The 22,254-nt window shown below is 41.1% G+C and carries 20 protein-coding genes; 7 read left to right on the top strand and 13 right to left on the bottom strand.

Translation table 11 applies throughout. From position 1 onward, the window contains the following. Positions 1-6 precede the first annotated feature (6 nt). Both G509_RS0118070 and G509_RS0118065 read left to right on the top strand, forming a co-directional pair. Positions 7-393, top strand: coding sequence for a hypothetical protein (locus tag G509_RS0118070; protein WP_026992822.1), 387 nt, complete (start codon positions 7-9; stop codon positions 391-393). Positions 394-645: 252 nt separating this feature from the next. Beyond that, positions 646-2,850 carry a beta strand repeat-containing protein gene (locus G509_RS0118065; RefSeq protein ID WP_026992821.1) on the top strand — a complete coding sequence of 735 codons (2,205 nt, stop codon included), beginning with the start codon at positions 646-648 and terminating at the stop codon, positions 2,848-2,850. 78 nt (positions 2,851-2,928) lie between these two features. On the opposite strand, the gene G509_RS0118060 is transcribed toward G509_RS0118065, so the two are convergent. The 7 genes from G509_RS0118060 to G509_RS0118030 form a co-directional block, all read right to left on the bottom strand. Beyond that, a complete protein-coding gene (locus G509_RS0118060) occupies positions 2,929-5,217 on the bottom strand; it encodes a helix-turn-helix domain-containing protein (RefSeq protein WP_026992820.1) in 2,289 nt (762 codons plus the stop codon). 120 nt (positions 5,218-5,337) lie between these two features. Next, on the bottom strand, positions 5,338-5,922 hold the full coding sequence (locus G509_RS0118055; RefSeq protein ID WP_026992819.1) for an OmpH/Skp family outer membrane protein: 585 nt from the start codon (positions 5,920-5,922) through the stop codon (positions 5,338-5,340). 231 nt (positions 5,923-6,153) lie between these two features. Further along, entirely contained in the window at positions 6,154-7,008 is an 855-nt protein-coding gene (locus G509_RS0118050) for a class I SAM-dependent methyltransferase (protein WP_026992818.1), read from the bottom strand. Beyond that, the gene (locus G509_RS0118045; RefSeq protein ID WP_131450736.1) at positions 7,009-7,518 is read right to left on the bottom strand and encodes a hypothetical protein; all 510 of its coding nucleotides are present in this window, start codon (positions 7,516-7,518) and stop codon (positions 7,009-7,011) included. 11 nt (positions 7,519-7,529) lie between these two features. After that, a complete protein-coding gene (mnmG, locus tag G509_RS0118040; RefSeq protein WP_026992816.1) occupies positions 7,530-9,401 on the bottom strand; it encodes a tRNA uridine-5-carboxymethylaminomethyl(34) synthesis enzyme MnmG in 1,872 nt (623 codons plus the stop codon). Between the two features lie 98 nt (positions 9,402-9,499). Then, positions 9,500-9,919, bottom strand: a complete 420-nt coding sequence (gene ybeY / locus G509_RS0118035; RefSeq protein WP_026992815.1) for an rRNA maturation RNase YbeY — start codon at positions 9,917-9,919, stop codon at positions 9,500-9,502. Next, complete coding sequence (locus G509_RS0118030; protein ID WP_026992814.1) at positions 9,919-13,248, bottom strand: DUF4175 family protein; 3,330 nt, start codon at positions 13,246-13,248, stop codon at positions 9,919-9,921. The genes ybeY and G509_RS0118030 overlap by 1 nt, the downstream gene beginning before the upstream one ends. A 202-nt stretch (positions 13,249-13,450) precedes the next feature. Here G509_RS0118030 and gltX point away from each other — a divergent pair, with 202 nt between their 5' ends. Beyond that, positions 13,451-14,962: a glutamate--tRNA ligase gene (gene gltX, locus G509_RS0118025; protein ID WP_026992813.1), complete on the top strand. Its 1,512-nt coding sequence runs from the start codon at positions 13,451-13,453 to the stop codon at positions 14,960-14,962. Positions 14,963-14,991: 29 nt separating this feature from the next. On the opposite strand, the gene G509_RS0118020 is transcribed toward gltX, so the two are convergent. Then, positions 14,992-15,669, bottom strand: coding sequence for an outer membrane beta-barrel protein (locus tag G509_RS0118020; protein WP_026992812.1), 678 nt, complete (start codon positions 15,667-15,669; stop codon positions 14,992-14,994). Positions 15,670-15,722: 53 nt separating this feature from the next. Between G509_RS0118020 and G509_RS0118015 the strand changes: the two genes are divergently transcribed. The 3 genes from G509_RS0118015 (at position 15,723) to G509_RS22475 (ending at position 18,141) form a co-directional block, all read left to right on the top strand. Then, entirely contained in the window at positions 15,723-16,514 is a 792-nt protein-coding gene (locus G509_RS0118015; protein ID WP_026992811.1) for a hypothetical protein, read from the top strand. A 95-nt stretch (positions 16,515-16,609) separates the two neighbouring features. Further along, the gene (locus G509_RS0118010) at positions 16,610-17,614 is read left to right on the top strand and encodes an SPFH domain-containing protein (RefSeq protein WP_026992810.1); all 1,005 of its coding nucleotides are present in this window, start codon (positions 16,610-16,612) and stop codon (positions 17,612-17,614) included. 233 nt (positions 17,615-17,847) lie between these two features. Then, positions 17,848-18,141 carry a hypothetical protein gene (locus tag G509_RS22475; protein WP_035739304.1) on the top strand — a complete coding sequence of 98 codons (294 nt, stop codon included), beginning with the start codon at positions 17,848-17,850 and terminating at the stop codon, positions 18,139-18,141. 58 nt (positions 18,142-18,199) lie between these two features. Here G509_RS22475 and G509_RS0118000 read toward each other — a convergent pair whose 3' ends face one another. The 5 genes from G509_RS0118000 to G509_RS0117980 all read right to left on the bottom strand — a co-directional run bounded on the left by G509_RS0118000 (position 18,200) and on the right by G509_RS0117980 (position 21,706). Then, entirely contained in the window at positions 18,200-18,652 is a 453-nt protein-coding gene (locus G509_RS0118000) for a hypothetical protein (protein WP_026992809.1), read from the bottom strand. A gap of 95 nt (positions 18,653-18,747) precedes the next feature. Then, positions 18,748-18,984, bottom strand: a complete 237-nt coding sequence (locus G509_RS22470; protein WP_035739302.1) for a DUF6327 family protein — start codon at positions 18,982-18,984, stop codon at positions 18,748-18,750. 3 nt (positions 18,985-18,987) lie between these two features. Then, positions 18,988-19,344, bottom strand: coding sequence for a competence protein (locus G509_RS0117990; protein WP_026992808.1), 357 nt, complete (start codon positions 19,342-19,344; stop codon positions 18,988-18,990). Between the two features lie 16 nt (positions 19,345-19,360). Then, positions 19,361-19,705 carry a YtxH domain-containing protein gene (locus tag G509_RS0117985; protein ID WP_026992807.1) on the bottom strand — a complete coding sequence of 115 codons (345 nt, stop codon included), beginning with the start codon at positions 19,703-19,705 and terminating at the stop codon, positions 19,361-19,363. 315 nt (positions 19,706-20,020) lie between these two features. Further along, complete coding sequence (locus G509_RS0117980; protein ID WP_026992806.1) at positions 20,021-21,706, bottom strand: glutamine--tRNA ligase/YqeY domain fusion protein; 1,686 nt, start codon at positions 21,704-21,706, stop codon at positions 20,021-20,023. Between the two features lie 173 nt (positions 21,707-21,879). Between G509_RS0117980 and folB the strand changes: the two genes are divergently transcribed. Next, positions 21,880-22,239 carry a dihydroneopterin aldolase gene (folB, locus tag G509_RS0117975; RefSeq protein WP_026992805.1) on the top strand — a complete coding sequence of 120 codons (360 nt, stop codon included), beginning with the start codon at positions 21,880-21,882 and terminating at the stop codon, positions 22,237-22,239. Positions 22,240-22,254: the final 15 nt, after the last annotated feature.

Here is a 22,254-nt window from a genome sequence, read left to right as displayed (position 1 = left end):
ATACTTATGAATTTACAACCGGCCGTACTTATAACGCTTGCGTTTTTCGCAATTACCTTTATACAATCGGGTTACGATAAAATAATGGACTGGAGTGGCAACATTGCCTGGCTTAAGGGCCACTTTGCCAACACGCCAATTAAAAACCAGGTACCACAGTCGCTTTTAATGATCCTTGTTTTAGAAATTTTTTCGGGCGCATTCTCCATCATCGGTATTATAGAGCTTATGGTTAACGAGGGTACTACGTTTGCTATCATGGCTGCCATACTATCGTCTATTACCCTGCTGTTTTTACTGTTGGGTCAGCGCCTTGCTAAAGATTATGATGGCGCCCGCACCATTGTTATCTATTTTATTCCCGCCGTTTTGCTACTTAGCTGGCTGGGATAGGTTTTCAAATAATTAGATCGTTGGATTTTTAGACATCGAAATATAGCATAGCCGCTTCAGGATTCTGGAGCGGCTGTTTTGTTTTATACCGGGCGGTATAATTTCACACTCCGTTTATCAAAAAAATTATTTAATCGATAAAAAACTACAATCATCTAAAAAATAACGAAATAGTATTGGTTTGTATTTAATTTTTATTAATTTTTGTAGTTATATCAATCTGATGACCCTATATACCTAAAATTTATATTTATGAATAAAAAAACTACTATTCTTAAGGCACTTTTGGCTAACCTTAAAATGCGCCAGATGCTTGTTTTCGGTTGCCTTATATTTGGTACCGGGGCTATGGCCCAAACCACATTTTATATTAAGCCCGAAGCCACCGGAACCGGAGACGGTACCAGCTGGGAAAACGCCGGTGCCGATATTCAGTTAGCTATTAATACTGCCGTGGCAGGCGACCAGATATGGGTGGCAGCCGGAACCTATAAGCCTAACCGCGAGGCTAATGCCCTTGATATTATTTTGGAAGCCGACCCCGATAATGCTTTTGTGCTAAAAGAGGGTGTTGCGCTGTACGGTAACTTTGCCGGTACAGAGGCTACATTGCAAGAACGCGACCTTACTATTCTTACCAACGCCAGTATTTTAAGCGGCGATTTTTTGGGAGACGACCAGGTTATGGAAACCGCAGTAGATTTTTCTATTATCAATAATACAGAGAATGCCTACCACGTGGTGCTTAGCGTAGGTGGCACCGATGCGCCTATTACAGCAGCAACTGTTCTGGATGGTTTTACCATTACCAATGGCAACAGTAGCACATCGTTTGGCACCCTTACTGTAAATGGCGTAGCGGTAGGCAAATTTACCGGTGGCGGCATGGCCAATTACAATGCATCTTCGCCAACTATTGCCAACATTTTATTTGTAGCAAATGCAGCAAGCTATGGTGGTGCCATTTACAACAGAAATTCTTCTCCTTTAATCAGCAATAGCACTATTGCGGTAAATCTGGCAGAGTTTGGCGGGGGTATTACTAACGCTTTTAGCGCGGCTCCTATTTTTACTAATGTTATTGTTATTGATAACCAGGCTACAGCCGGTGGTGGGGTTTATAATTACGAAAGCGCTGCACCGGTATTTAATAACGGTGGCATTTTTCAGAACCATACGTCGCTGGGCAGTGGTGGCGGTGTTTTTAATAACAATGCAGCACCGGTATTTACAAACGTATCAATATCAGAAAATACTGCAGTAGGCAATGGCGGCGGTATGTTTAGTACCGTAAATGCTGCAGTTATTTTAAACGGGTTAACAATTGCTAATAACAGCGCTGTAAATGGCGGTGGTTTATATAATGATAATCAGTCTAATACCGCATTAAATGATGTTATTTTAATGGGCAACGAGGCCAGCGATAATGGCGGGGGTATCTACAATTTTAATTCGGCTCCGGTATTAACCGATGTAGAAGTTAAACAAAACAGTGCCGCAAATTTTGGCGGCGGTATTGTTAACTGGTCTGCCGCCAATGCACAGCTTACCAATGTTACCATAAACAACAATACAGCTACAGGCGGTGCAGGTATTTTTAATAACTTAAATTCGGCAGCAGTGCTAACCAATTCGTTGGTTAAAGATAATAACGCTACCGGAAACGGCGGCGGAATTTATAACCGCGAAGGCTCCAGCCCCATAATTACCAACGTAGTAATTACAGGCAACACCGCTGTAAGTGGTGGCGGTATCTATAGCCTTACAGATTGTATGCCTATACTTACCAACGTAACCATTACCCAAAACACCGCTACGTCTCAGGGTGGCGGGCTTTCCAATAATAATTCGTCGCCAATTTTGCGCAACAGTATTTTATATAATAATACCGATACTGCGGGGGTTAACGTATTTAACTTTAACGAAAGCACCACATTTTACTACTATAGCTTAGTACAATTTTCGGCTGCTTTTGGATGGGATGCCCTTGGTTTTGATGGTGGCAACAATATCGATGCCGACCCATTATTTTTAGGCCAGAGCTTTACTTTTCAAGAAGATAGCCCGGCAATTAATGCAGGTAGCAACACTGTTTTTGCGGCAGAGCAAACCCCGGACCTTTCGGCTATTACAACAGATCTTGCCGGTAACGACCGTATTTATGATGATGTTATAGACCTGGGTGCTTTCGAATATCAGGGCGTACTAAACAGGCCCGATGTTAAGGCTGTAAGCATTACCTATTACCCTAATCCGGTTACAAACCAGCTTAATATACAGGCCGTTGCAGCAATATCTAAAGTTAGTGTTTACAATATGTTAGGCCAGGAAGTTATTACCGAAGACTGGAACACCAACACCGGTGTGCTAAACATGGCACAGCTAAAAGCAGGCAACTACATTGTAAAAGTAACTGCCGGTAAAACCGTTACCAACAGCATTATTGTAAAGCAGTAAATATTTTTTCGCTCCTTTCGGAACTAAATACAAATCACATATTTAAAAAAACAATAAGCCGTTCCACATTGGGGCGGCTTATTTTGTTGCAGTAAGCCCGGCTTTAAACAGGCGCAGTTCGCCCCAGGTAAAGGTATCGCCATACTTTTCCTTAAGCGGCGTTAAAGATTCTCCCTCAAAACCCTCAAAAGCGGCCGTAAGCGCATCTATTTTCTCCTGCGGCAGTACATCTTCAATTGTGGCCTTACCTACTTGTATAAGGCCTGCAAAATGGCTTAAAATAGTAGTCTCGGTTAATTTACGGCGCGTAGCAATCTCGGCAATGGTAAGGTCTTGTTTCCAAAGCTCAAAAGTTTCTTCCAGCGTGGTCTTTTTGGGCTCACCGGTTTTTTTCTTTTTAGGGGCGTAGCGCTCGGCGGCGTAGTCCTCCCCTTCTTCCTCCACAAGCGTGGTTGGGTTGGCGCGCATTATGGCACGAATATCTTCAATTTTATTTTTACGATAATTTTGTATCTGGTTGGTTATTAGGCTTTCGCGGCTAATGGGTTCGCCGGCAAGCACCACCTCCATAAGGCGTTTGGCCTTAAGCAGGCGCATAAGTGCCCCGGTTTGCAGGTCTTCCAGTTCGGCCAGTTCTTCAAAAAAAGCCTTGGCCCTTTTAAGGCGCACCACCTCTTCCATCTTGCTGTACAGGCCGGTAGCCATGCTATCCATAGCAGGGAAAAAATACTCCACCGCTTTTATAACCCGCTCATTCACAAAATTTAGGTCTACCGTTGGCTGCGCAAAAAGGCTATCCAGCTGCCTGATAAATTTGCCCGATGCATCCAGCACCCCGTGTATGTTATCTTCCTGGCGGTGTGCCCATTCGCGGTAGCGGTGCTTAAGCGATTTTTCGCCCTCGCCCAGGTAACTCATCTTATGCTTTTGCCAAAGCGTGGCAAGGTCTTTCCAGTCGAAGCTGTCTTTTAAAAAGTTACCAATAAAATTAGTGGTTTCACGCTGTAGCGATGTTTCCATCTCGTCTTCGCCGGCCTTTCCGCTGGCATAATCCATCACATCGGCATCGTTGCTAATACCGTTCATACGCATTGGAGAAAGCAAAATAAGCCCCTCTAACGAACGTAAACGCGAAAGAGCAACATAAGCCTGCCCCGGCATAAAAACCTGCGATACATCCAGCACAGCTTTGTCAAACGTTAGGCCCTGGCTTTTATGCACCGTTATGGCCCACGCCAGCTTTAGCGGATAATGCACAAACGTGCCCAAAACATCCTCTTTAATTTCTTTGGTAATATCATCTACCAGGTAGCGCACGTTTTTCCATTCGTATTTATCGGCCTCAATGGTAACGTTCTCCTCCGGAAAATGCACCAGTATCTCTTCTTTAGAAAGCGATTTTATGATGCCTATCTTACCGTTAAAGTATTTCTTTTCCGGCGAAAGGTCGTTTTTAACAAACATAACCTGTGCCCCTACTTTAAGGCGAAGCGTATGCTCTACCGGATGCATTTTTTCCGGGAAATCATCTACAATTTCCGGAATATAAAAATGCTCTGTGCCCTCCAGTTCATCTAACGCAGTGGCGTTCATAGCATCGGCCTTGGCGTTGTGGGTGGTAAGTGTAATATAGCCCTGATTGTTCTTAAGGTCGAATTTGGGGTTAACAAACTCGTTGAGCACCTTAAGGTCATCGGTGGTTATAATATTGTTTCTAAGATTGTTAAGCACATCTATAAAACGGGCATCCGTCTGGCGGTAAATTTTGTCCAGTTCAATATACATGGGCGGGTTTTGCTGCACCACCTGCGAGTGGAAAAAAAACTTGCCCTGATAAAATTGCCTCAATACGGCCCATTCTTCATTACGCACCACCGGCGGCAGCTGTAATAAATCGCCAATGTAAAGCACCTGTACCCCACCAAAAGCGGTATTGCGGTGGCGGATGCTGCGCAGCATATAATCTATTGCATCAAGCAGATCGGCACGCAGCATACTTACCTCGTCTATTACCAGAAGCTCCATGTTTAAGATAACCGACTTTTTTTCGGCACGCATGGCAAAGTGCCTGCGCAGGCTGTCTTTGGTTTCAAAGCGCACAGTATCAGAAAATTGCGGCGGTTGGCTATTAGTAGGTAAAAACCCTGCAAACGGCAGCTGAAACATGGAGTGTATTGTTACCCCACCCGCATTTAGCGCGGCAATGCCCGTTGGCGCTACAACAACCACATTTTTATGCGTTGTTTTAATAATTTCTTTAAGCAGCGTGGTTTTACCCGTGCCTGCTTTGCCGGTTAAAAAAACCGACCTGTTAGTCTGGTTGATAAACCGTAACGCGTAGGTTGCTGCTGCCGAAAGATCTTGCATTATATTGTGAATTTTGGTGTCTGAAAAATAATTCTTTTTTCGAAATTCTATCGCCTCTATTGTAAAAAAAATGCTTCCGATTAACGGAAGCATTTTAGTATCAGCTACATAAGTAACTAATTATTTTTTCTCAGCAGCAGCTGCATCTTTAGCAGGCTCTTCTTTAGCAGTACCTTTGTAGTTACTGTTAAGTTCTTTTAGTATTTCTTCGGTAATATCGTAACCATCTTTAGCATAAAGAATGCTCGATGTTACATCGCCTGTACCATAAATATAGTCAAAGCCTTTTTTCTTACCGTAATCTTTAATGTATTTCTTCATTTTGCTTACAGCACTGTCATTTTTAGCACCAAACTCATCCTGAAGTGTTTTAACCATACCCTCCTGCATCATACCAAGCTCACGCTCCCTTTTTTGAAGTTCCTGTGCTTTTAGCTGTGCCCACTGCGGCCCTTTTGCGTTAGCTTCGTTTTGTGCCGCAGCATAATCCTGCTTTAATTGCTGCACTTTAACATCAAGCTCCCTGCCCATTTCTTCCTGCTTAATTTTGCTTTGAGACTCCAGGTCTTTAAAAGCTTCGTACTCTTTAGATAATTTAGACGTATCTACATAAGCAGTTTTAAATCCTGATGCAGCTGTGCCTTTATCATTGTTACAAGAAAATAATGCAAGAGCAAGGCCAAGTAGTATTAACGATTTTTTCATTTCCTGATTTTAGAGGTTTAAAAATTTTGGTAAATGTAATAATTACTTATCACCTACCAAAACGTTGTTTTTTGTTAATTTTTAAGGTATAAATTTTATTTATTGATAACCAAATCGCCATAGAATAACCAAATCAAAACCGGCTTTAAATAAAGCGTTCTAAGGCATTTTTTAAAATTAGCCAGTAAAAGCCACATTTAAGGCTGTGAAACAGCCAGAAATAGCCTGTATTTAATTTTTAGCGTTTTTTATCACGTAAATATGCGACGAATACTCCAAATTTTTCTTGGCTTTTAAATTAGAACGCAATCCGGTTAAAAACCCGCCGATAAAATTCATTTTACCGGTTTTATATTTTTCAGATAAAAGGCTCACATAAAAACTATCAAATTTCATGGGCAGCACTTTTACCAGATCCATTTGCTGCGCACCAAAAAGTTTTTTAATGGCTGTTTTACTAAAATGCCATAAATGCCTTGGTACATCGTAAGCTGCCCAGTAAATGCCGTAATGTTGCGCATCATACGATTTGTAGTTGGGCACCGCAATTACAATAACACCGTCGGGTTTTAAGATACGTTTTAATTCAGCTATCTGTTTTTGCAAATCGGGCACGTGCTCTAAAACATGCCACATGGTAATAACATCCATACTGTGACTTTCTATCTCCTCCAGGCTTTCGGCAAAAGTAATGTGCTTAGATTGTGCCAATGCCTTAGCTTTTGCGCTTGGCTCAACACCCAATACCTGCCAGCTGTTTTCCTGTGCTTTTACCAAAAAATCTCCGGTACCGGCTCCAATATCCAACAGTTTACCTTTTGCGCCCCAAAGGCCCTGTATAAGCTTTACTTTATCGCGCAGTGCTTTTTGCTTTACGGCCTGGTACAATTTTTCGAATAACGAACGGTGGCCATCCGTATGCGATATATAATCGTCGCTTTCGTAATAACGGGCAAGATCCTGCAATGCAGGCTGCGGATGCGTTTTTAAAAGTTGAAGCTCCTGGTCTAACAACAGCTGAAATGTTTCGCCTGAAACAGAATGATCTTTTACAGTAATGTAAATACTTGGGTCTTTAAAATCCATTTATAGGTTATTGAATTCGTCTTTTAAACTTTTAAGGTAATCGGCCGTCAGGTTTTTATACAGCGACTCATCAGCAAGGCAATCTTCGTTATTATCGTTTATTACCGAAATGGCAATAAATTTTGCCGAAGAGCCAATTTGGTTGGCAACATTTTCTACGTTGGTAACCATAAAGTCGGATACTACAAAATATTTTTCGAGTTCGGCATTTTCGTACAGCATAACCCTTAGCCTGTGCCCGTCTACATTTACCCAATAGGCAACATCGGTATACTGCCCTACATTGTACTTATCAGCCAAAAATTGCTGAAACGGAATTTTGCGTTGGTTGTTCTCAAATATAAAAGCGGTTAAGCCTTTATCTTTTCCTAAAACCGGCTTACCGTTGGGCACTAAAATATAATCATGTATTTCTACGGTATGCCTCGGTGTAATGCAAGACGTTGTTGCAGCTACCATTATAAACACCAAAAACCCTCTTATAAAAAGGGTTTTTATTGTACGTTCCACGTGAAACAATTTCATCGGCCCATGTGAATTAACAGCACAGAAACATCGCTTGGCGATACACCGCTAATGCGGGATGCCTGAGAAATGGTTACCGGCCTTATGTTTTTAAGTTTTTCGCGCGCCTCGTAAGACAATGACTTAATTTTGGAATAATCATAGTCGGCCGGGATTTTTACATCTTCAAGCCTGTTGAGCTTATCGGCATTATTTTTCTCTTTTTCTATATAGCCGGAGTATTTAACCTGTATCTCGGCCTGCTCTATCACTTCCCTATTTAGGTTGTGGGTTTTTACATATTCCTGCACTTTTTCGAATTTAAGGATATCATCAAGGTCGATCTGCGGACGCGAGAATACCTTAAACATTTTATCCGACTGTGTAATTAGGCTCGATTCTTTAGCTTCCAATATGGGGTTAGCCTCGGCCATGGTTACACTCGTTTCTTTAAAGAAATTTACAAAAGCATCGCTCTCGTCGCGTTTCTTTTCCATGCGGCGAAGGCGGTCTTCTGTAGCAAGGCCAATTTCGTATGATAACGGCGTAAGCCTAAAATCGGCATTATCCTGACGAAGCAGGGTGCGGTATTCGGCACGCGATGTAAACATACGGTACGGCTCTTCGGTTCCTTTAGTAATAAGGTCGTCTATCAGTACGCCAATATAAGCCTCGTTACGTTTTAATATAAACGGCGCTTTGCCCTGTACTTTTAAGCTGGCATTTATACCGGCCATTAAGCCCTGCGATGCTGCTTCTTCGTAACCGGTAGTACCGTTTATCTGGCCTGCAAAATACAATCCGTCTACCAGCTTAGTTTCCAGCGAATGCTTAAGCTGCGTTGGCGGAAAGTAATCATATTCTATAGCGTAGCCCGGGCGAAGGAATTTTACCTTCTCGAAACCTTCTACAGATCGCAGTGCCTTAAACTGAACATCCTCCGGAAGGGAGGTTGAAAAGCCATTTACATACACCTCTATCGTGTTCCACCCTTCGGGCTCTACAAACAGTTGGTGACGGTCTTTATCGGCAAAACGGTTTATCTTATCTTCTATGCTTGGGCAGTAACGCGGGCCAAGGCTTTTGATGCGGCCATTGAACATAGGCGACCTGTCAAAGCCTTCTTTCAGGATGTCGTGCACCAGTTGAGACGTGTACGTCATATAGCAAGAACGCTGCTCTTTTAGGGGCTGCGTTATATCCAGGTACGAAAACTTATCAGGGTTTTCATCGCCAAGCTGCTCTATCATTTTAGAATAATCTAACGATCGGCCATCAACCCTTGGTGGGGTTCCGGTTTTCATACGGCCACTTTCAAAGCCAGCGCGAACCAGGTCTTCGGTAATTCCGTAGGCAGCACTCTCTCCTGCCCTGCCGCCGCCAAACTGTTTCTCACCAATATGGATCAAGCCATTCAGGAAAGTCCCGTTGGTAAGCACAACCGCTTTAGCTTTAATTTCGATACCCAACGATGTACGGATACCCACAATTTTACCATCCTCGATTATAACGCCGGACACCATTTCCTGATAAAAATCAAGGTTAGGAGTACGCTCCAGCATTAGCCTCCACTCTTCGGCAAAACGCATACGATCGCTCTGTACACGCGGGCTCCACATGGCGGGGCCTTTGCTCTTGTTAAGCATCCTGAACTGGATGGCGGTCTTGTCGCTCACTATCCCCGAATACCCGCCAAGGGCATCGATCTCGCGAACAATTTGCCCCTTAGCTATACCACCCATTGCAGGGTTGCACGACATTTGGGCAATGTTTTGCAGGCTCATTGTAACCAATAAGGTTTTAGAGCCCATGTTAGCTGCGGCTGCAGCAGCTTCGCTGCCTGCATGCCCTGCGCCAACCACTATAACATCATAAACTTCGTTAAACATTATATTCTTCCTCTCATTGTTCCACGTGGAACCATTATAAAATTTGTTTCAGATTAATTGTTCCACGTGGAACAACTATTATTATAGTAGGATGATTATTATTGTTCCACGTGGAACAAGGCTATCTTCTCCTCTTCTTTAGCGCGCATAACTGCAACGTCATCTTCTGTTTTATCTTTGTAGCCACAGTAATGCAATACACCGTGCGCCATAACGCGCTTTAATTCTTCTTCAAAAGCTACATTAAAATCTATAGCATTATCTTTAACACGCTCTGTAGATATAAAAATATCGCCGCTTATTAAGTTACCCATAGAGTAATCAAAGCTAATAATATCGGTAAGCGTATCGTGGTTTAAAAACTCAATGTTCTTTTCTAAAAGATAATCATCATTACAAAAAATGTAGTTTATCTCGCCCTCGGTCTTATCTTCAGAATCTATAATTTCTGAAATCCATTCTTCATATTTAGCTTCATCCGGAAGCTCAAAATCATTCTCGTAATTAAAACTAATCATTATTTCTTGAAATAGGTTTGCACCTTTTGGTTAAAATTTGGGCGCAAAGGTAAGGTTTGTCTATTTAAAATCTCTACGCTATTTAAATATTCTTTTAGCGCCTCAGGCAGCTGCGCTGCCGTATTGTTAAACTCTTTTTTATTGGTCTGGCTTTGCCTTTTGTTTTCTTCGCCCTGTTGTTTCATGGCTTTATCAAGCTTGAGCAACTCGTGGTTTAGGTTCTGCATTTTCTGTGCCGTTTGCGCGTTAAAGCCTTTATTTAGCAATTGCTTTTCTATATCCTTCATTTGCTTAACAGCACTCTGGCCATTGCCGCCCATGCCCTGCTTTTCTAAAGCTTGCTGCAATTGCTCGCGCAGCTGCTGCTGTTCTTTATAAATTTCTAAGAGCTTACCGGCATCACCTTCGCCATTCTCGCCACCTTCGCCTTCGCCACCCTGTCCGCCTTTACCGTCTTTCTTGCCACCGGGCTTTTGTCCGTCGCCGGGTTTACCTTCTCCGGGTTTGTTGCCGGGGTTAGAACCATCCTGCATTTTCTGGCCAAGGCCTTTTTGTTTCTGAATGATATCTGACAATTGCGGGTCTGAACTCTGCCCTGATTTACCCTTGCCTTTACCCTGCCCTGCGCCAGATCCGCTTAATTCCATTTGCATGTTATTAAGCACATCGCTTAAAAAGTCGGCCAGTTTGTTGGCCGATGTTACCGCATACTGCTGGTTAGACACACCACGAGCCACCACGTTATCGGCAAGATCTGTTAAGGCTTTGTCTACGTAATAATGTACATTGCCCACCTCTTTAGTTATCTCTTCGGTTATTTTAGGATTGCGGAGCGACATGGCAAAAAGGCTATCATCTACATGGCCAAACTGCAGTTTAAGGTCCTGTTGTTTTTTAAGGTACTTAGCAAAGTTAGCCGCGCGGGTAGACGAACCTTTAAACTGGCCCATTACCGTTTCCTGGCTAAAAGAGTACGCTAAAAGATTATCCAGTATCTGGCGAAGCATTTTTACATCTTCCTGCATCTGCTCCATATCTCCGGCCGACATTGCCTTCATCATCTCGCCGCTCATCTCCTTCATTTTCTTAGACGCCGATTTTTGCTTGGGCTTGGCTTTTTCTTTTTTGCTATCGCCGGGCTTTTGCAATTCTTCCTCGGCCTTTTTCATATCCTCTTCTATACTCTTTTCCTGCTTTTCATCGGCAGGTATTTCCATAGGCTTTTTAAGCTCTTCGTTTTGTTTTTCCAGGTCGCGCATTTCGTCCTGCACCTTATCAAACTCCTTGTTTATCTCCTGCTGCTTTTGGGTATTGTTATCTTTATCTTCGGCAAGCTTATCCTGTTTGTTGGCAAGCTTGTCTAATTTATCGGCAATCTGCTCTGCCTTTTTCTCTACATAAAAACGCTTGGTAAGCTCTACTAACTGCTCTAAACTTTTAGTTTGGTTTTTAGATTGCTGTTTAAGCTGGTCTACCTTATCAAACAATTCTTCTTCTTTAAGTTTGTTGGTAAGCTCTTTTAATTCGTCTAAAAGTTTCTTGTTTTTCTCGGCTTCTTTTTCGTTTTTCTCAAGGCGTTTTATCAGCTCTTCTTTAAACTCATCTTTCTTTTCAGGTTGAAACTGCTCCAGGTTTTCTTCCAGTTTTTTAGAAAATTCTTTCATCATCTCGTCCTGCTGTTGCTGGCGGTTGATAAAATCCTGGATCTTTTTCTGGTCTTTAAAATCCATATTGGTTTTTTCTTTACCCATTTTTTGCAGCTTGTCTAACTCGCTAAGCTGCTTATCCTGGTTCTTGATAGATTTTTCCAGACTATTTATATTGCTATTCTGCTCCTGCAATACCTGCTCCTGCTGCTCATCCTGCGTTAGCTCTCTGTGCGAGAAAACCGACGACTTGCTGCTCTTGTAGCTGTGCACGGCATCGTTATCAAAAACCTCAAAATAATATTCGTAGTTAACGCCGTCTTTAATGTCGAGCCCGTTAGGAAAGGTATAATAAAACCTATCTACCGCTTCGCGCTTTACCGGCAGGTTAGCACGTTTGGCAGCATTGGGGTTATCCTGCGGATAGTACACCACCTGTAATTTTGTTAACCCATAATCATCCGAAACCTGACCCAGTACAATGTCCTTTTTTAGCTTTAAACTATCAGGGGCCGTTTGTACGGCAATGGTTGGGTACTGATCTTTGATAGTTGTTATCTGATATTGCAGCTTATCGTGGTGTTTTACCTTATTATTAGACGTATAGATTTGATAATCTGTGTTTTGTAGTATCGATTTAGATAAAGCAAAGCCATTTTCGCTTTGCGCGAAGTTAGACGTGCTTCCGTTACTGGTCCACTCGATAGAACTGGTGGCAAGGGCATCTATTTTCCAGGTTACTTTGGTACCCTCCGGCACAACAGCGTTGCCTGAGCCCTTAACCGCCTCGGCTTTTTTGCCCAGATAGGCAGGAAACTGCAACGTCATTTCAAAATTAGCTATGGTAGGCACAGCTACTACATTAAGCTCATACGGCTGCGATGTTACCTCATTAGCCTTAAGCTCAAAATTGATGTTTTTAGTAGGGCGTTCAAACTTATAGGTAAACACACCCGGCTTAACGGTTTCTAAATAATAATTTTCGTTGCCAATGGTAATCATGGCATTTTCTGGTATTACAGTTCCACGTGTTTTAACCTCCAGAACAAAGTCGGTATCCTGTTGTGCCATAAGCGAGTTATTAACCACAACAAATTCAAACGGGGCCGGTGGCGCGTAATGCGTATCATAATGCACTACCCTATCGAAACTTTTGGTAAGCACGGCAGAGTTTCCGCTTATCATAAAAAATAAAATAAGCAGCAGCGGTACGGCAACATAGGGCACGTACTTTACATTCTTTTTAAAATTTACAGCATTGGTAAACGGCACAGGTTGCAGGCTGTTTGCTTTTTGCTCTATAGAGGCGAGCAAAAGTTCTGACTGCTGTGGCTCGTAAGACAGCTGTAAAAAATTGGTAAGTTTATCTTTTACTTCGCTAAAGTGGCTGCCTATTATGGCCGATGCCTGTTTATAATCGATACCCTTTTGCAGTTTAAATAATTTAAACAGCGGGAAAAGTATAAACCTGAACAGCAAAAACAGCTCTACCACTATAAATACCCAAAACAGGGCTACACGCCCACTGCTGGGCAGCCATAAAAAATATTCTACAAGCAGCGTGGCTATAAGATAGAGCAGCCCTATGCCTACAAAAAATATAGAACCACGAATAAGCTCGTTAGTGTAATACTTTTTTATAAAGCTTTCGAGCTTGGCGTATATGATGTTTTTTGCTTCCAAAATGTTTATAAATAGCGTATATTGTTAATAACCGATAAAAATACAAATTCTATTGATGCGATATTGTTAATTTGTGGATTTGATGATGCGTTAATTAGAATAGTACCAATACCGTAGGGTTAAATCATCAAATCAACGCACCATCAAATCAACAAATACACAGATTACCCTATCTTTGCACATTAAAACAAACTTATCAACAATGTCTAAGCCAGTTCGCGTGCGTTTTGCACCCAGCCCTACAGGGCCTTTACACATAGGCGGTGTAAGGACAGCCCTTTTTAATTATTTATTTGCCAAAAAACATGGCGGTACTTTTTATCTTAGGATAGAAGATACCGACCAGAACCGTTTTGTACCCGGTGCAGAAGAATATATTATAGAAGCGCTTAACTGGTGCGGCATTCCGTTTGACGAAGGCGTGGGCAAAGAGGGCAAGTACGGCCCCTACCGCCAGAGCGAGCGTAAAGAAATTTATAAACAATATGCACAGCAGCTTTTAGACAGCGGCTGGGCGTATTATGCTTTTGATACCGCCGAAGCCTTAGACGAATTGCGTAAAAAAGATGAAGCCGAAGGCAAAACCTTTATTTACAACCATGCCAACCGTGGAACATTAGAAAATTCGCTTAATATTCCGGCCGACCAAACGCAGCAGCGTATTGTCAATGGCGCTGAGTATGTTATTCGTTTTAAGACACCTGTTGGCGAAACATTACATCTTAATGATATAATTCGTGGTGATATTAAATTTGATACCAACCTTTTAGACGATAAGGTTTTGTTTAAAAGCGATGGTATGCCAACCTATCACCTGGCTAATATAGTAGACGACCACCTTATGGAAACTACCCACGTTATTCGTGGCGAAGAGTGGCTGCCATCTATGCCGTTACACGAACTGCTTTATAAGGCTTTTGGCTGGGAGGCTCCGCTATTTGCCCACCTACCGCTTATTTTAAAGCCGGTTGGCAATGGCAAGCTTTCTAAACGCGATGGCGATAAACTGGGTTTCCCGGTTTTCCCGTTGGAGTGGACCAACCCAGATGGTACAAAATCTATGGGCTACCGCGAGCAGGGTTACCTGCCGGAGGCCGTTGTTAACTTCCTGGCCCTGTTAGGCTGGAACCCGGGCACCGACCAGGAACTGTTTACTTTAGATGAACTTGTGCTATTGTTTGATTTAGAAAGGGTACACAAAGCCGGCGCTAAGTTTGACCCTGAAAAAAACAAGTGGTTCAACCACCAATACTTTGGCAGGCAGGATAACGCAAGCCTTGCAAAGCAACTGTCTCACGTGCTTCTTGAAAAAGGCATTAACTGGCCTATAGAAGATGTTATTACTATTGTTGGCCTGGTTAAAGAGCGTGCTACATTTGCCAGCGAGCTTTGGGACCTGAGCGATTACTTTTTTGTTGCACCTACAGCATACGACGAAAAAGCATCTAAAAACTGGAAAGAAGATACCGGCAGCATTTTAGCCGAGCTTATTACTGTGCTTGAAAACACGCTTGATTTCTCTTCGCACAATACAGAAACCGTTACTAAGGGCTGGATGGAAGAAAAAGGCATTGGTATGGGCAAAGTTATGCAGCCGCTTAGATTAAGCCTTGTAGGGGCATTAAAAGGCCCTCACCTGTTTGATATTATATCAATAATTGGTAAAGAAGAAACCATTACAAGGATACAGAAAGCAATAGAAACTTTTAAATAATACAAAGCCTCCCAAACCGGGAGGCTTTTTTAATCAAGAGAATGACCAAAGTAGTACGTAAGGGTAAAACTTAAGTAACTGTCTTTACCTGTAAACTGCGTGTACGGAGACGAACCCGGAAAATTTCTGTACGTATCTGTAATGCCTTTATAATACCTCAGGCTTCCTTCTAAGTTTACATAGCGAACGCTTGGCCCAAATGCAGCCAATACATTAAACGCCATAGTTTCGCCATAGCCATCAAGTCTCATATATTCGGTATCCATACCATAAGGGTCCAGTAAATAGCCTTCTTTAGATTTATCTGTAGGTATAAAGTTGCCAAAAAACGCAAACGATGGCCCTGCACAAAAACCAATGGCCAGGTCATCGTCTAAAAAATGAAGTATATCATAATCATAAATAAACGATACATTAGACCTGTCTAAGTGAAATTTAATCCACTCCGGAGAAGCCAGTTCATTCTCGCGGCCAATAAACTCCATCCTGTGCCTTGATACGGTAATTTCGGTAAGTATTTCAGAATTTTCGCTAATGGGTATGGTGCCCACTAAGCCAATTGTAAAACCTGTATTAGACCTCGAAAACAAAAAATCGCCTTTCATGTAATATTCGTTAGCACCTGCAGTTACACCAAATCTGGAATCGTATTGCGCATGAATTGTAAGGGCAAACAAAAGAAAATTAAATAGTAAAACTTTTTTCATTAAAATAAGCTATTTTCGCAAATATCAATATTTTTACGAGATATTTAACATTTATGAAGAAAATATTAATTGCATTTATGGTATTAAGCCTGGCTACATCCTGCCAGGTCGAAAATGTAAATTATACTGTGCCAATAATGGTTACTTACGAGCCGGAAAGCGTACTTACAACATCGGCATCTTTAGGGGGGCTTGCATTGGGCGATGGCGGACTTACAATTAGCGAATATGGCCTTGTTTACAGCACCAATGCACAGCCTACAATTAACGATACTAAAATTGTTGAGGGTACCGGTTATGGCGAATTTTTTAAAAGCTATACTAATTTTTTACCCGCAACAACCTATTATTATAGAAGTTATGGTGTAAACCAAACCGGCACCGGCTATGGCGAAATCTATAGTTTTACAACACAGCAAAATGCTGCGTGCAGTTTTAATGTTGATAATGTGTTAGATACCGGTAATTATTTTGGAACGCTTGCCATTGATTATGTAAACCGCGATTTTGACCAAACATCCTTTTTTGACGGCAACGTTCAGTTTATTACCAGTACAGACTGGAGCGTTATACGCATAGAACTTATATTTAACGAAGTTAACGCCCAACTGCCTAAAACCGGTACATATCAAACTGTATATAATTTTAATGGTTTTCAACCATCTGAAGGCCAGGTAATGCTTAGGTTGTCTAACTATAACAGTGGCGATATTGGTGGTTTTGGGTCAGAACCGGGTAAAACAGTCTATGTGCAAAATAATAATGGGGTAGTAAGCTTTATATTTTGCGATGTAGAACTCAACCAATATTACACGCTAAACGGCAAATTTACCTATACAGAATAATTTATAGCAATCTACTAATACAAACCTCCCAAACCGGGAGGTTTTTTTATGTTTATTAAAATCGTAACTTACCCATTCAATTAAAAATCAATCTCATGGACAACATTCCTATTTATGTAATTCTGTTTTTTGCCTTCTTTATTTTCCTGTCGTCGTTCTTTACCGTTAAACAGCAAACATCGGTAATTGTAGAGCGTTTTGGTAAATTCCAGAGCATCCGCCAGGCAGGGCTTCAGTTAAAAATACCTGTGGTAGATAAAATTGCCGGCAGGATAAACCTTAAGATTCAGCAGCTGGATGTTATTATAGAAACCAAGACCAAAGAAAACGTGTTTGTAAAAATGAAGGTTTCGGTACAGTTTAAAGTAATACAGACCAACGTGTTCGATGCTTTTTATAAGCTGGAATATCCGCACGACCAGATAACCAGCTATGTGTTTGATGTAGTGCGCGCCGAAGTACCTAAACTTAAACTCGATGATGTTTTTGAACGTAAAGATGATATTGCCATTGCCGTAAAGCGCGAGCTTAACGAGGCTATGACTACTTATGGCTACGATATTATTAACACCCTGATTACAGATATTGACCCGGATCCGCAGGTTAAAAATGCCATGAACCGTATTAATGCGGCCGACAGGGAGAAATCAGCAGCCGAGTATGAGGCCGAGGCACAGCGTATTCGTATTGTAGCAAAAGCTAAGGCTGAAGCCGAAAGTAAACGCCTGCAGGGCCAGGGTATAGCCGACCAAAGGCGCGAAATTGCCCGTGGCCTTGTAGAGAGTGTTGATGTGCTTAATAAAGTGGGAATTAACAGCCAGGAGGCATCAGCACTTATTGTGGTTACACAGCATTATGACACCCTACAGGCTATTGGTGCAGATACCAACTCTAACCTTATTTTATTACCAAATTCGCCACAGGCTGGCAGTGATATGCTTAACAACATGGTAGCATCATTCACAGCTTCTAACCAGGTAGGCGAAGCTATGAAAAACGCCAAGAAACGTGCCCCTAAAGAAGAATTTAACAGGCCCGACTACCATAAACTTACAGAGCCAAAACCGGAAGACGATACCCCACCGGAAAATAAAGTGTAATACAAAGGCTTCTCTTAATTGGGAGGCCTTTTTGTAGTAGTTATACCTACAAGGTCTTAGAGACCTTGCAGGAATCTAAAGTCTACGTACATTGCTAACCTGCAAGGTTTTAAAAACCTTGTAGGTTTAAAAAAAGCAATCTTTATCTGTAATTCAAGTTAAAATATACACCCTGATTAAACTATTTATTTAATTACATGTCTTATCTTTAAACAATTAAAAACAAAAAAGTTATGAATACTAAATGGTTAAAAGTTATAATGCTGGCAGCATTATTTGCTACAGAAGGAGTTAATGCTCAGGAAAAAGTTACCAAAGGTAAACCTGACCACGTTAAAATGTTTGCAACGCTTGATACCAATAATGATGGTAAACTAAGCAAAGCAGAAGTTGATAAATCAGATAAAAATAAATTTAAAGAAAACTTTGCCACCATAGATACCAACAAAGATTCGTATTTAGATAAGGCCGAAGTTAAAGCCTATAAAGACAAAAAGAAGGCAGAAAAAAAGTCTGCAAAACAATAATAAAAACAAAAGGCTTCCTAGATTAGGGAAGCCTTTTGTTTAATATAATAAATTTTAATCATGGCTTGCCTCTTGGTATACCTTTTTGCCAAACTATATTTTCAGAGCGGCTTAGTATTATTAGTTTGTTTTTAGATTTTAGACTGAGTGTAATATCTCGGTAAGCATTACCACCTCCTCCAATAACATCTATGTGCTTATTAATTTTATATCTGCCATTAAAAAACGCCGGATATTTTGATACAATAACAATACTATCGTTATTAATAATTGTATAGGTATAGTTAATGGGATTATTATCTAAAAGCTTACCAAAACCTGACAAATCTACATCAAACCGATTGCCATCTATTGTAATAGTATGTTGAAAATCGTATTGTTTACCGTCTTTAATTATCTGTTGTACAACCCAATTACCGTTAAGTTTATAAGTAATTTTTGAAGGATATAATACAATTAAAATTACTGCCAGCAGAAATATCAAAATTACAGCCTTAATAAAGAGTTTCATACAATGATATATACTGCAATATACAATTTTATTTTTTTATATAAACAAAAGGCTTCCTTGGATAAGGAAGCCTTTTGTTATATGCAAAGCGCTTGCTAAAACATTTTTTTAAACAAAAATGTAAGCAAAGCACTTTTTATAGGGCCGCTAAAAGCGCCTAATGTTCCTAAAATCTTTTTAGGGGTCTCCCCTATCATGTTTCCGGGTTTAAGGCTTTCTTTAGTTTCGTCCAGGTCTTTTTTAAACCGGGCAAAGGCAAGGTCTTTTTCTAACTTAAGAATCTGCAGGTCTCTATTTATCTCGTCGAACGTATGGTATACTTTAGTGTTCATAGCTTAATCGTATTTTTTTAAAAATATCCTTGAGAATTGCGAAAGCAAAGGGCCCTCTACAATTTTGTCCTGAACTTTGTACACCACAATGGCCAGCACAAGATAAATAAAACCAACGGTTAAAAATCCGTAAGCAAAATTATCAAACCAATAGCCAAAGCCTAAGGCCAGGGCAATAGAAAAAAACAGTGTAACGATCATTAGCATAGTTGCAAGCAAAAATAGCTTAAGCATCATTGCTGTAGATTTCATAGCGATCTTAAAACCCCAAAGTTTGTAGTAGGCTATATTAGCATCTATCAACCTTTTGGCTTCGTTTTTAAGATCTTCGGCGTTTTCTTTTATTTCTTCAAATGCCATGGGCGAGGTTTAATAATTATTTTGCTTCTGAAGTATCTTTAACGGTTTGTTGTGCGCCGCCTTTTAATGCTTCCAGTTTTTTCTCTAATGTAGCAATAATATCGTCTGCTTTATCAGTAACGTTAGATACTAAAGTATCAAGGCCACTTTCAAGGTCGTGTTTGGTACCGCTAAATTTACCTTTTACAGTTTCGGTAAGTTCAGCCAGCTTATCTTTAATTTCGTCTGCTTTGCTGCCTACACCGTCTTTAATTTTTTTTCTTGTTTTTGCGCCTTCGTCCGGTGCAAATAAAATTCCAACTGCTGCTCCTATTGCAGCACCCGCAAGTACTGCCACTATTGTTCCTGTTTTACCAGCCATAATTATAATTTTTAAAATTAATATTTGATTATTTCTTTAATTATTATAAAGGTATCTGATTAAACATTTGTAGGATGTTAATATGTAGTTAATTGAACGCTAAAGTATGCTAAAAAAGAAAATAAGCCGATTTAAGCCCTTTAAAAATCGCGAACGATAATTATCATTTCCTACAAAAAATAATGAGGCAGCGTGCATTTATAGAGGTCACTTTTAATAGTAAACAGCTATACCATTTTTAATTTCAATCGAAAACATAAATAATAAAAAAACTCCCTGTTTAAAGGGAGTTTCTATAAATAAATACTATTAAGACTATTCTTTGCTTTCTACTTTTGCCCAGGTATCTCTTAGGCCAACCGTTTTGTTAAAAATCAATTGTTCGGCATTGGTATCTTTATCTACACAAAAATATCCAAGGCGCTGAAACTGGAAACGCTCGCCTGCCTCTGCACTTTTAAGGCTTGGCTCTAAATAGCCGGTAATAACCTCTAAAGAGTTAGGGTTAATGTATTCTTTAAAATCTACCTCTTTATCGCCATCGGGGTTTTCGTGGGTAAACAACCTGTCGTACACCCTTACCTCTGCCTTAACAGCATGCGGTACAGACACCCAGTGCAGGGTACCTTTTACCTTACGCTGACTTGCCTCGCTACCGCTACCACTACGGGTATCAGGGTCGTAAGTGGCATGAATTTCGGTAATATTACCATCGGCATCTTTTACAACAGCCTCGCCTTTAATAATGTAGGCGTTTTTTAGGCGCACTTCTTTACCAAGGGTTAAACGGAAGTATTTGTTGTTGGCATTTTCCATAAAGTCTTCCTGCTCAATATACAATTCTCTGCTAAATGGCACTTCCCTAAACCCTGCCGACTCATCTTCGGGGTTATTTTCGGCTTCAAGCCATTCTTCCTGCCCTTCCGGGTAGTTGGTAATTATAAGCTTAACAGGGTCTAACACAGCCATTACACGGGGTGCCGTTTTGTTTAGGTCTTCGCGAACGCAAAACTCTAATAACGAAACATCTATAAGGTTCTGGCGTTTTGCTATACCAATAGTATTGGCAAAATTACGGATAGAAGCCGGCGTGTAACCCCTTCTCCTCATACCGCTAATGGTGCTCATACGTGGGTCGTCCCACGCGGTAACGTATTTTTCCTGAACCAATTGCATAAGCTTACGCTTACTAACAACAGTATGGCTAAGGTTACGGCGGGCAAACTCGCGCTGTTTAGGGCGTGTTGTTGTGTTATCGTAAATCTGGTCTAAAAACCAGTCGTATAATTCTCTGTGAGGCAAAAACTCCAGCGTACAAAGCGAGTGCGATACCTGCTCTATATAATCGCTTTCGCCATGTGCCCAGTCGTACATTGGATAAATAAACCATTTTTCGCCTGTACGGTGGTGGTGCTTGTGCAGTATGCGGTACATAATAGGATCGCGCATAAGCATATTAGCAGATGCCATATCTATCTTAGCCCTAAGTACATAAGTGCCTTCGGCAAATTCGCCTTTTTTCATTTGCTCAAAAAGGTCCAGGTTTTCCTGCACAGAACGGTCTCTGTGCGGGCTATTGGTACCCGGCTGCGTTGGTGTGCCTTTTTGTTTGGCCATATCTTCGCTGCTCTGGCTGTCTACATAGGCCACTCCCCTTTTAATAAATTCTACAGCCCAGTCATACAATTCCTGGAAATAGTCAGATGCATAACGCTCTTCTGCCCAGGTGTAGCCCAGCCACTCTACGTCTTTTTTAATGGCATCTACAAATTCCTGCTCTTCTTTGGCAGGGTTAGTATCGTCAAAACGTAAGTTTACGGGTGCATTGTAGCGTAATCCTAAGCCAAAATTAAGGCATATTGCGCTGGCATGCCCCAGGTGCAGGTAGCCATTAGGCTCTGGCGGGAAACGAAAGCGCAGTTTATCTTTTGCGAAGCCGTTAGACAGGTCTTCTTCAATAATCTGCTCAATAAAATTCAGTGATCGCTCTTCGGTTAACATAGCTTGTGTAAATAAGATTGCAAAGGTAATTAAATAGTAGCAAAGTCTATAAAGTCATAAAGTTGAAAGTCTACAAAGATTTACTGAACTATGCAATTCTTTATCACTTTATGACCTTAGACTTTAGACTTCTTGTAACTTTGCGACTTTAAAACTTTGCAACTATCTACAAAATGGGAATTATAAAACTTAAAAACATACGCACTTTTTCTTACCACGGCTGCCTTGTGGAAGAAAGTAAAATAGGGTCTGATTACTCGGTTGACCTGGAAATTAAGGCCGACTTAAGAAAATCGATGGAAACCGATGAGCTTGAAGATACCGTTGATTATGTGCATCTTAATAAAATTGTAATGGAAGAAATGGCCATACGGTCTAAACTGCTGGAGCATGTTGCCCAACGTATTGTAAAGCGTGTGTTTAACGAAATACCGGCAGTATCCAGAGTTGTACTTGAGGTATCTAAACTTAACCCACCTATTGGCGGCGATGTAGAGGCTGTTACTATTCAACTGGAAGAATTCAGGGCTTAAATACCTGAATATAAA

The organism is Flavobacterium subsaxonicum WB 4.1-42 = DSM 21790 (assembly GCF_000422725.1).
Taxonomy (GTDB): Bacteria; Bacteroidota; Bacteroidia; order Flavobacteriales; family Flavobacteriaceae; genus Flavobacterium; species Flavobacterium subsaxonicum.
The sequence above is the reverse complement of the archived record's forward strand: the minus strand, read 5'-3'. Positions and strand labels throughout refer to the sequence as shown.

What these genes read in the sequence shown, in the direction of transcription:
- G509_RS0118070 (WP_026992822.1), top strand. Translation starts at nt 7, where the DNA reads ATGAATTTACAACCGGCCGTACTTATAACGCTTGCGTTTTTCGCAATT.
- G509_RS0118065 (WP_026992821.1), top strand. Translation starts at nt 646, where the DNA reads ATGAATAAAAAAACTACTATTCTTAAGGCACTTTTGGCTAACCTTAAA.
- G509_RS0118060 (WP_026992820.1), bottom strand. Translation starts at nt 5,217, where the DNA reads ATGCAAGATCTTTCGGCAGCAGCAACCTACGCGTTACGGTTTATCAAC.
- G509_RS0118055 (WP_026992819.1), bottom strand. Translation starts at nt 5,922, where the DNA reads ATGAAAAAATCGTTAATACTACTTGGCCTTGCTCTTGCATTATTTTCT.
- G509_RS0118050 (WP_026992818.1), bottom strand. Translation starts at nt 7,008, where the DNA reads ATGGATTTTAAAGACCCAAGTATTTACATTACTGTAAAAGATCATTCT.
- mnmG (WP_026992816.1), bottom strand. Translation starts at nt 9,401, where the DNA reads ATGTTTAACGAAGTTTATGATGTTATAGTGGTTGGCGCAGGGCATGCA.
- ybeY (WP_026992815.1), bottom strand. Translation starts at nt 9,919, where the DNA reads ATGATTAGTTTTAATTACGAGAATGATTTTGAGCTTCCGGATGAAGCT.
- gltX (WP_026992813.1), top strand. Translation starts at nt 13,451, where the DNA reads ATGTCTAAGCCAGTTCGCGTGCGTTTTGCACCCAGCCCTACAGGGCCT.
- G509_RS0118020 (WP_026992812.1), bottom strand. Translation starts at nt 15,669, where the DNA reads ATGAAAAAAGTTTTACTATTTAATTTTCTTTTGTTTGCCCTTACAATT.
- G509_RS0118015 (WP_026992811.1), top strand. Translation starts at nt 15,723, where the DNA reads ATGAAGAAAATATTAATTGCATTTATGGTATTAAGCCTGGCTACATCC.
- G509_RS0118010 (WP_026992810.1), top strand. Translation starts at nt 16,610, where the DNA reads ATGGACAACATTCCTATTTATGTAATTCTGTTTTTTGCCTTCTTTATT.
- G509_RS22475 (WP_035739304.1), top strand. Translation starts at nt 17,848, where the DNA reads ATGAATACTAAATGGTTAAAAGTTATAATGCTGGCAGCATTATTTGCT.
- G509_RS0118000 (WP_026992809.1), bottom strand. Translation starts at nt 18,652, where the DNA reads ATGAAACTCTTTATTAAGGCTGTAATTTTGATATTTCTGCTGGCAGTA.
- G509_RS22470 (WP_035739302.1), bottom strand. Translation starts at nt 18,984, where the DNA reads ATGAACACTAAAGTATACCATACGTTCGACGAGATAAATAGAGACCTG.
- G509_RS0117990 (WP_026992808.1), bottom strand. Translation starts at nt 19,344, where the DNA reads ATGGCATTTGAAGAAATAAAAGAAAACGCCGAAGATCTTAAAAACGAA.
- G509_RS0117985 (WP_026992807.1), bottom strand. Translation starts at nt 19,705, where the DNA reads ATGGCTGGTAAAACAGGAACAATAGTGGCAGTACTTGCGGGTGCTGCA.
- G509_RS0117980 (WP_026992806.1), bottom strand. Translation starts at nt 21,706, where the DNA reads ATGTTAACCGAAGAGCGATCACTGAATTTTATTGAGCAGATTATTGAA.
- folB (WP_026992805.1), top strand. Translation starts at nt 21,880, where the DNA reads ATGGGAATTATAAAACTTAAAAACATACGCACTTTTTCTTACCACGGC.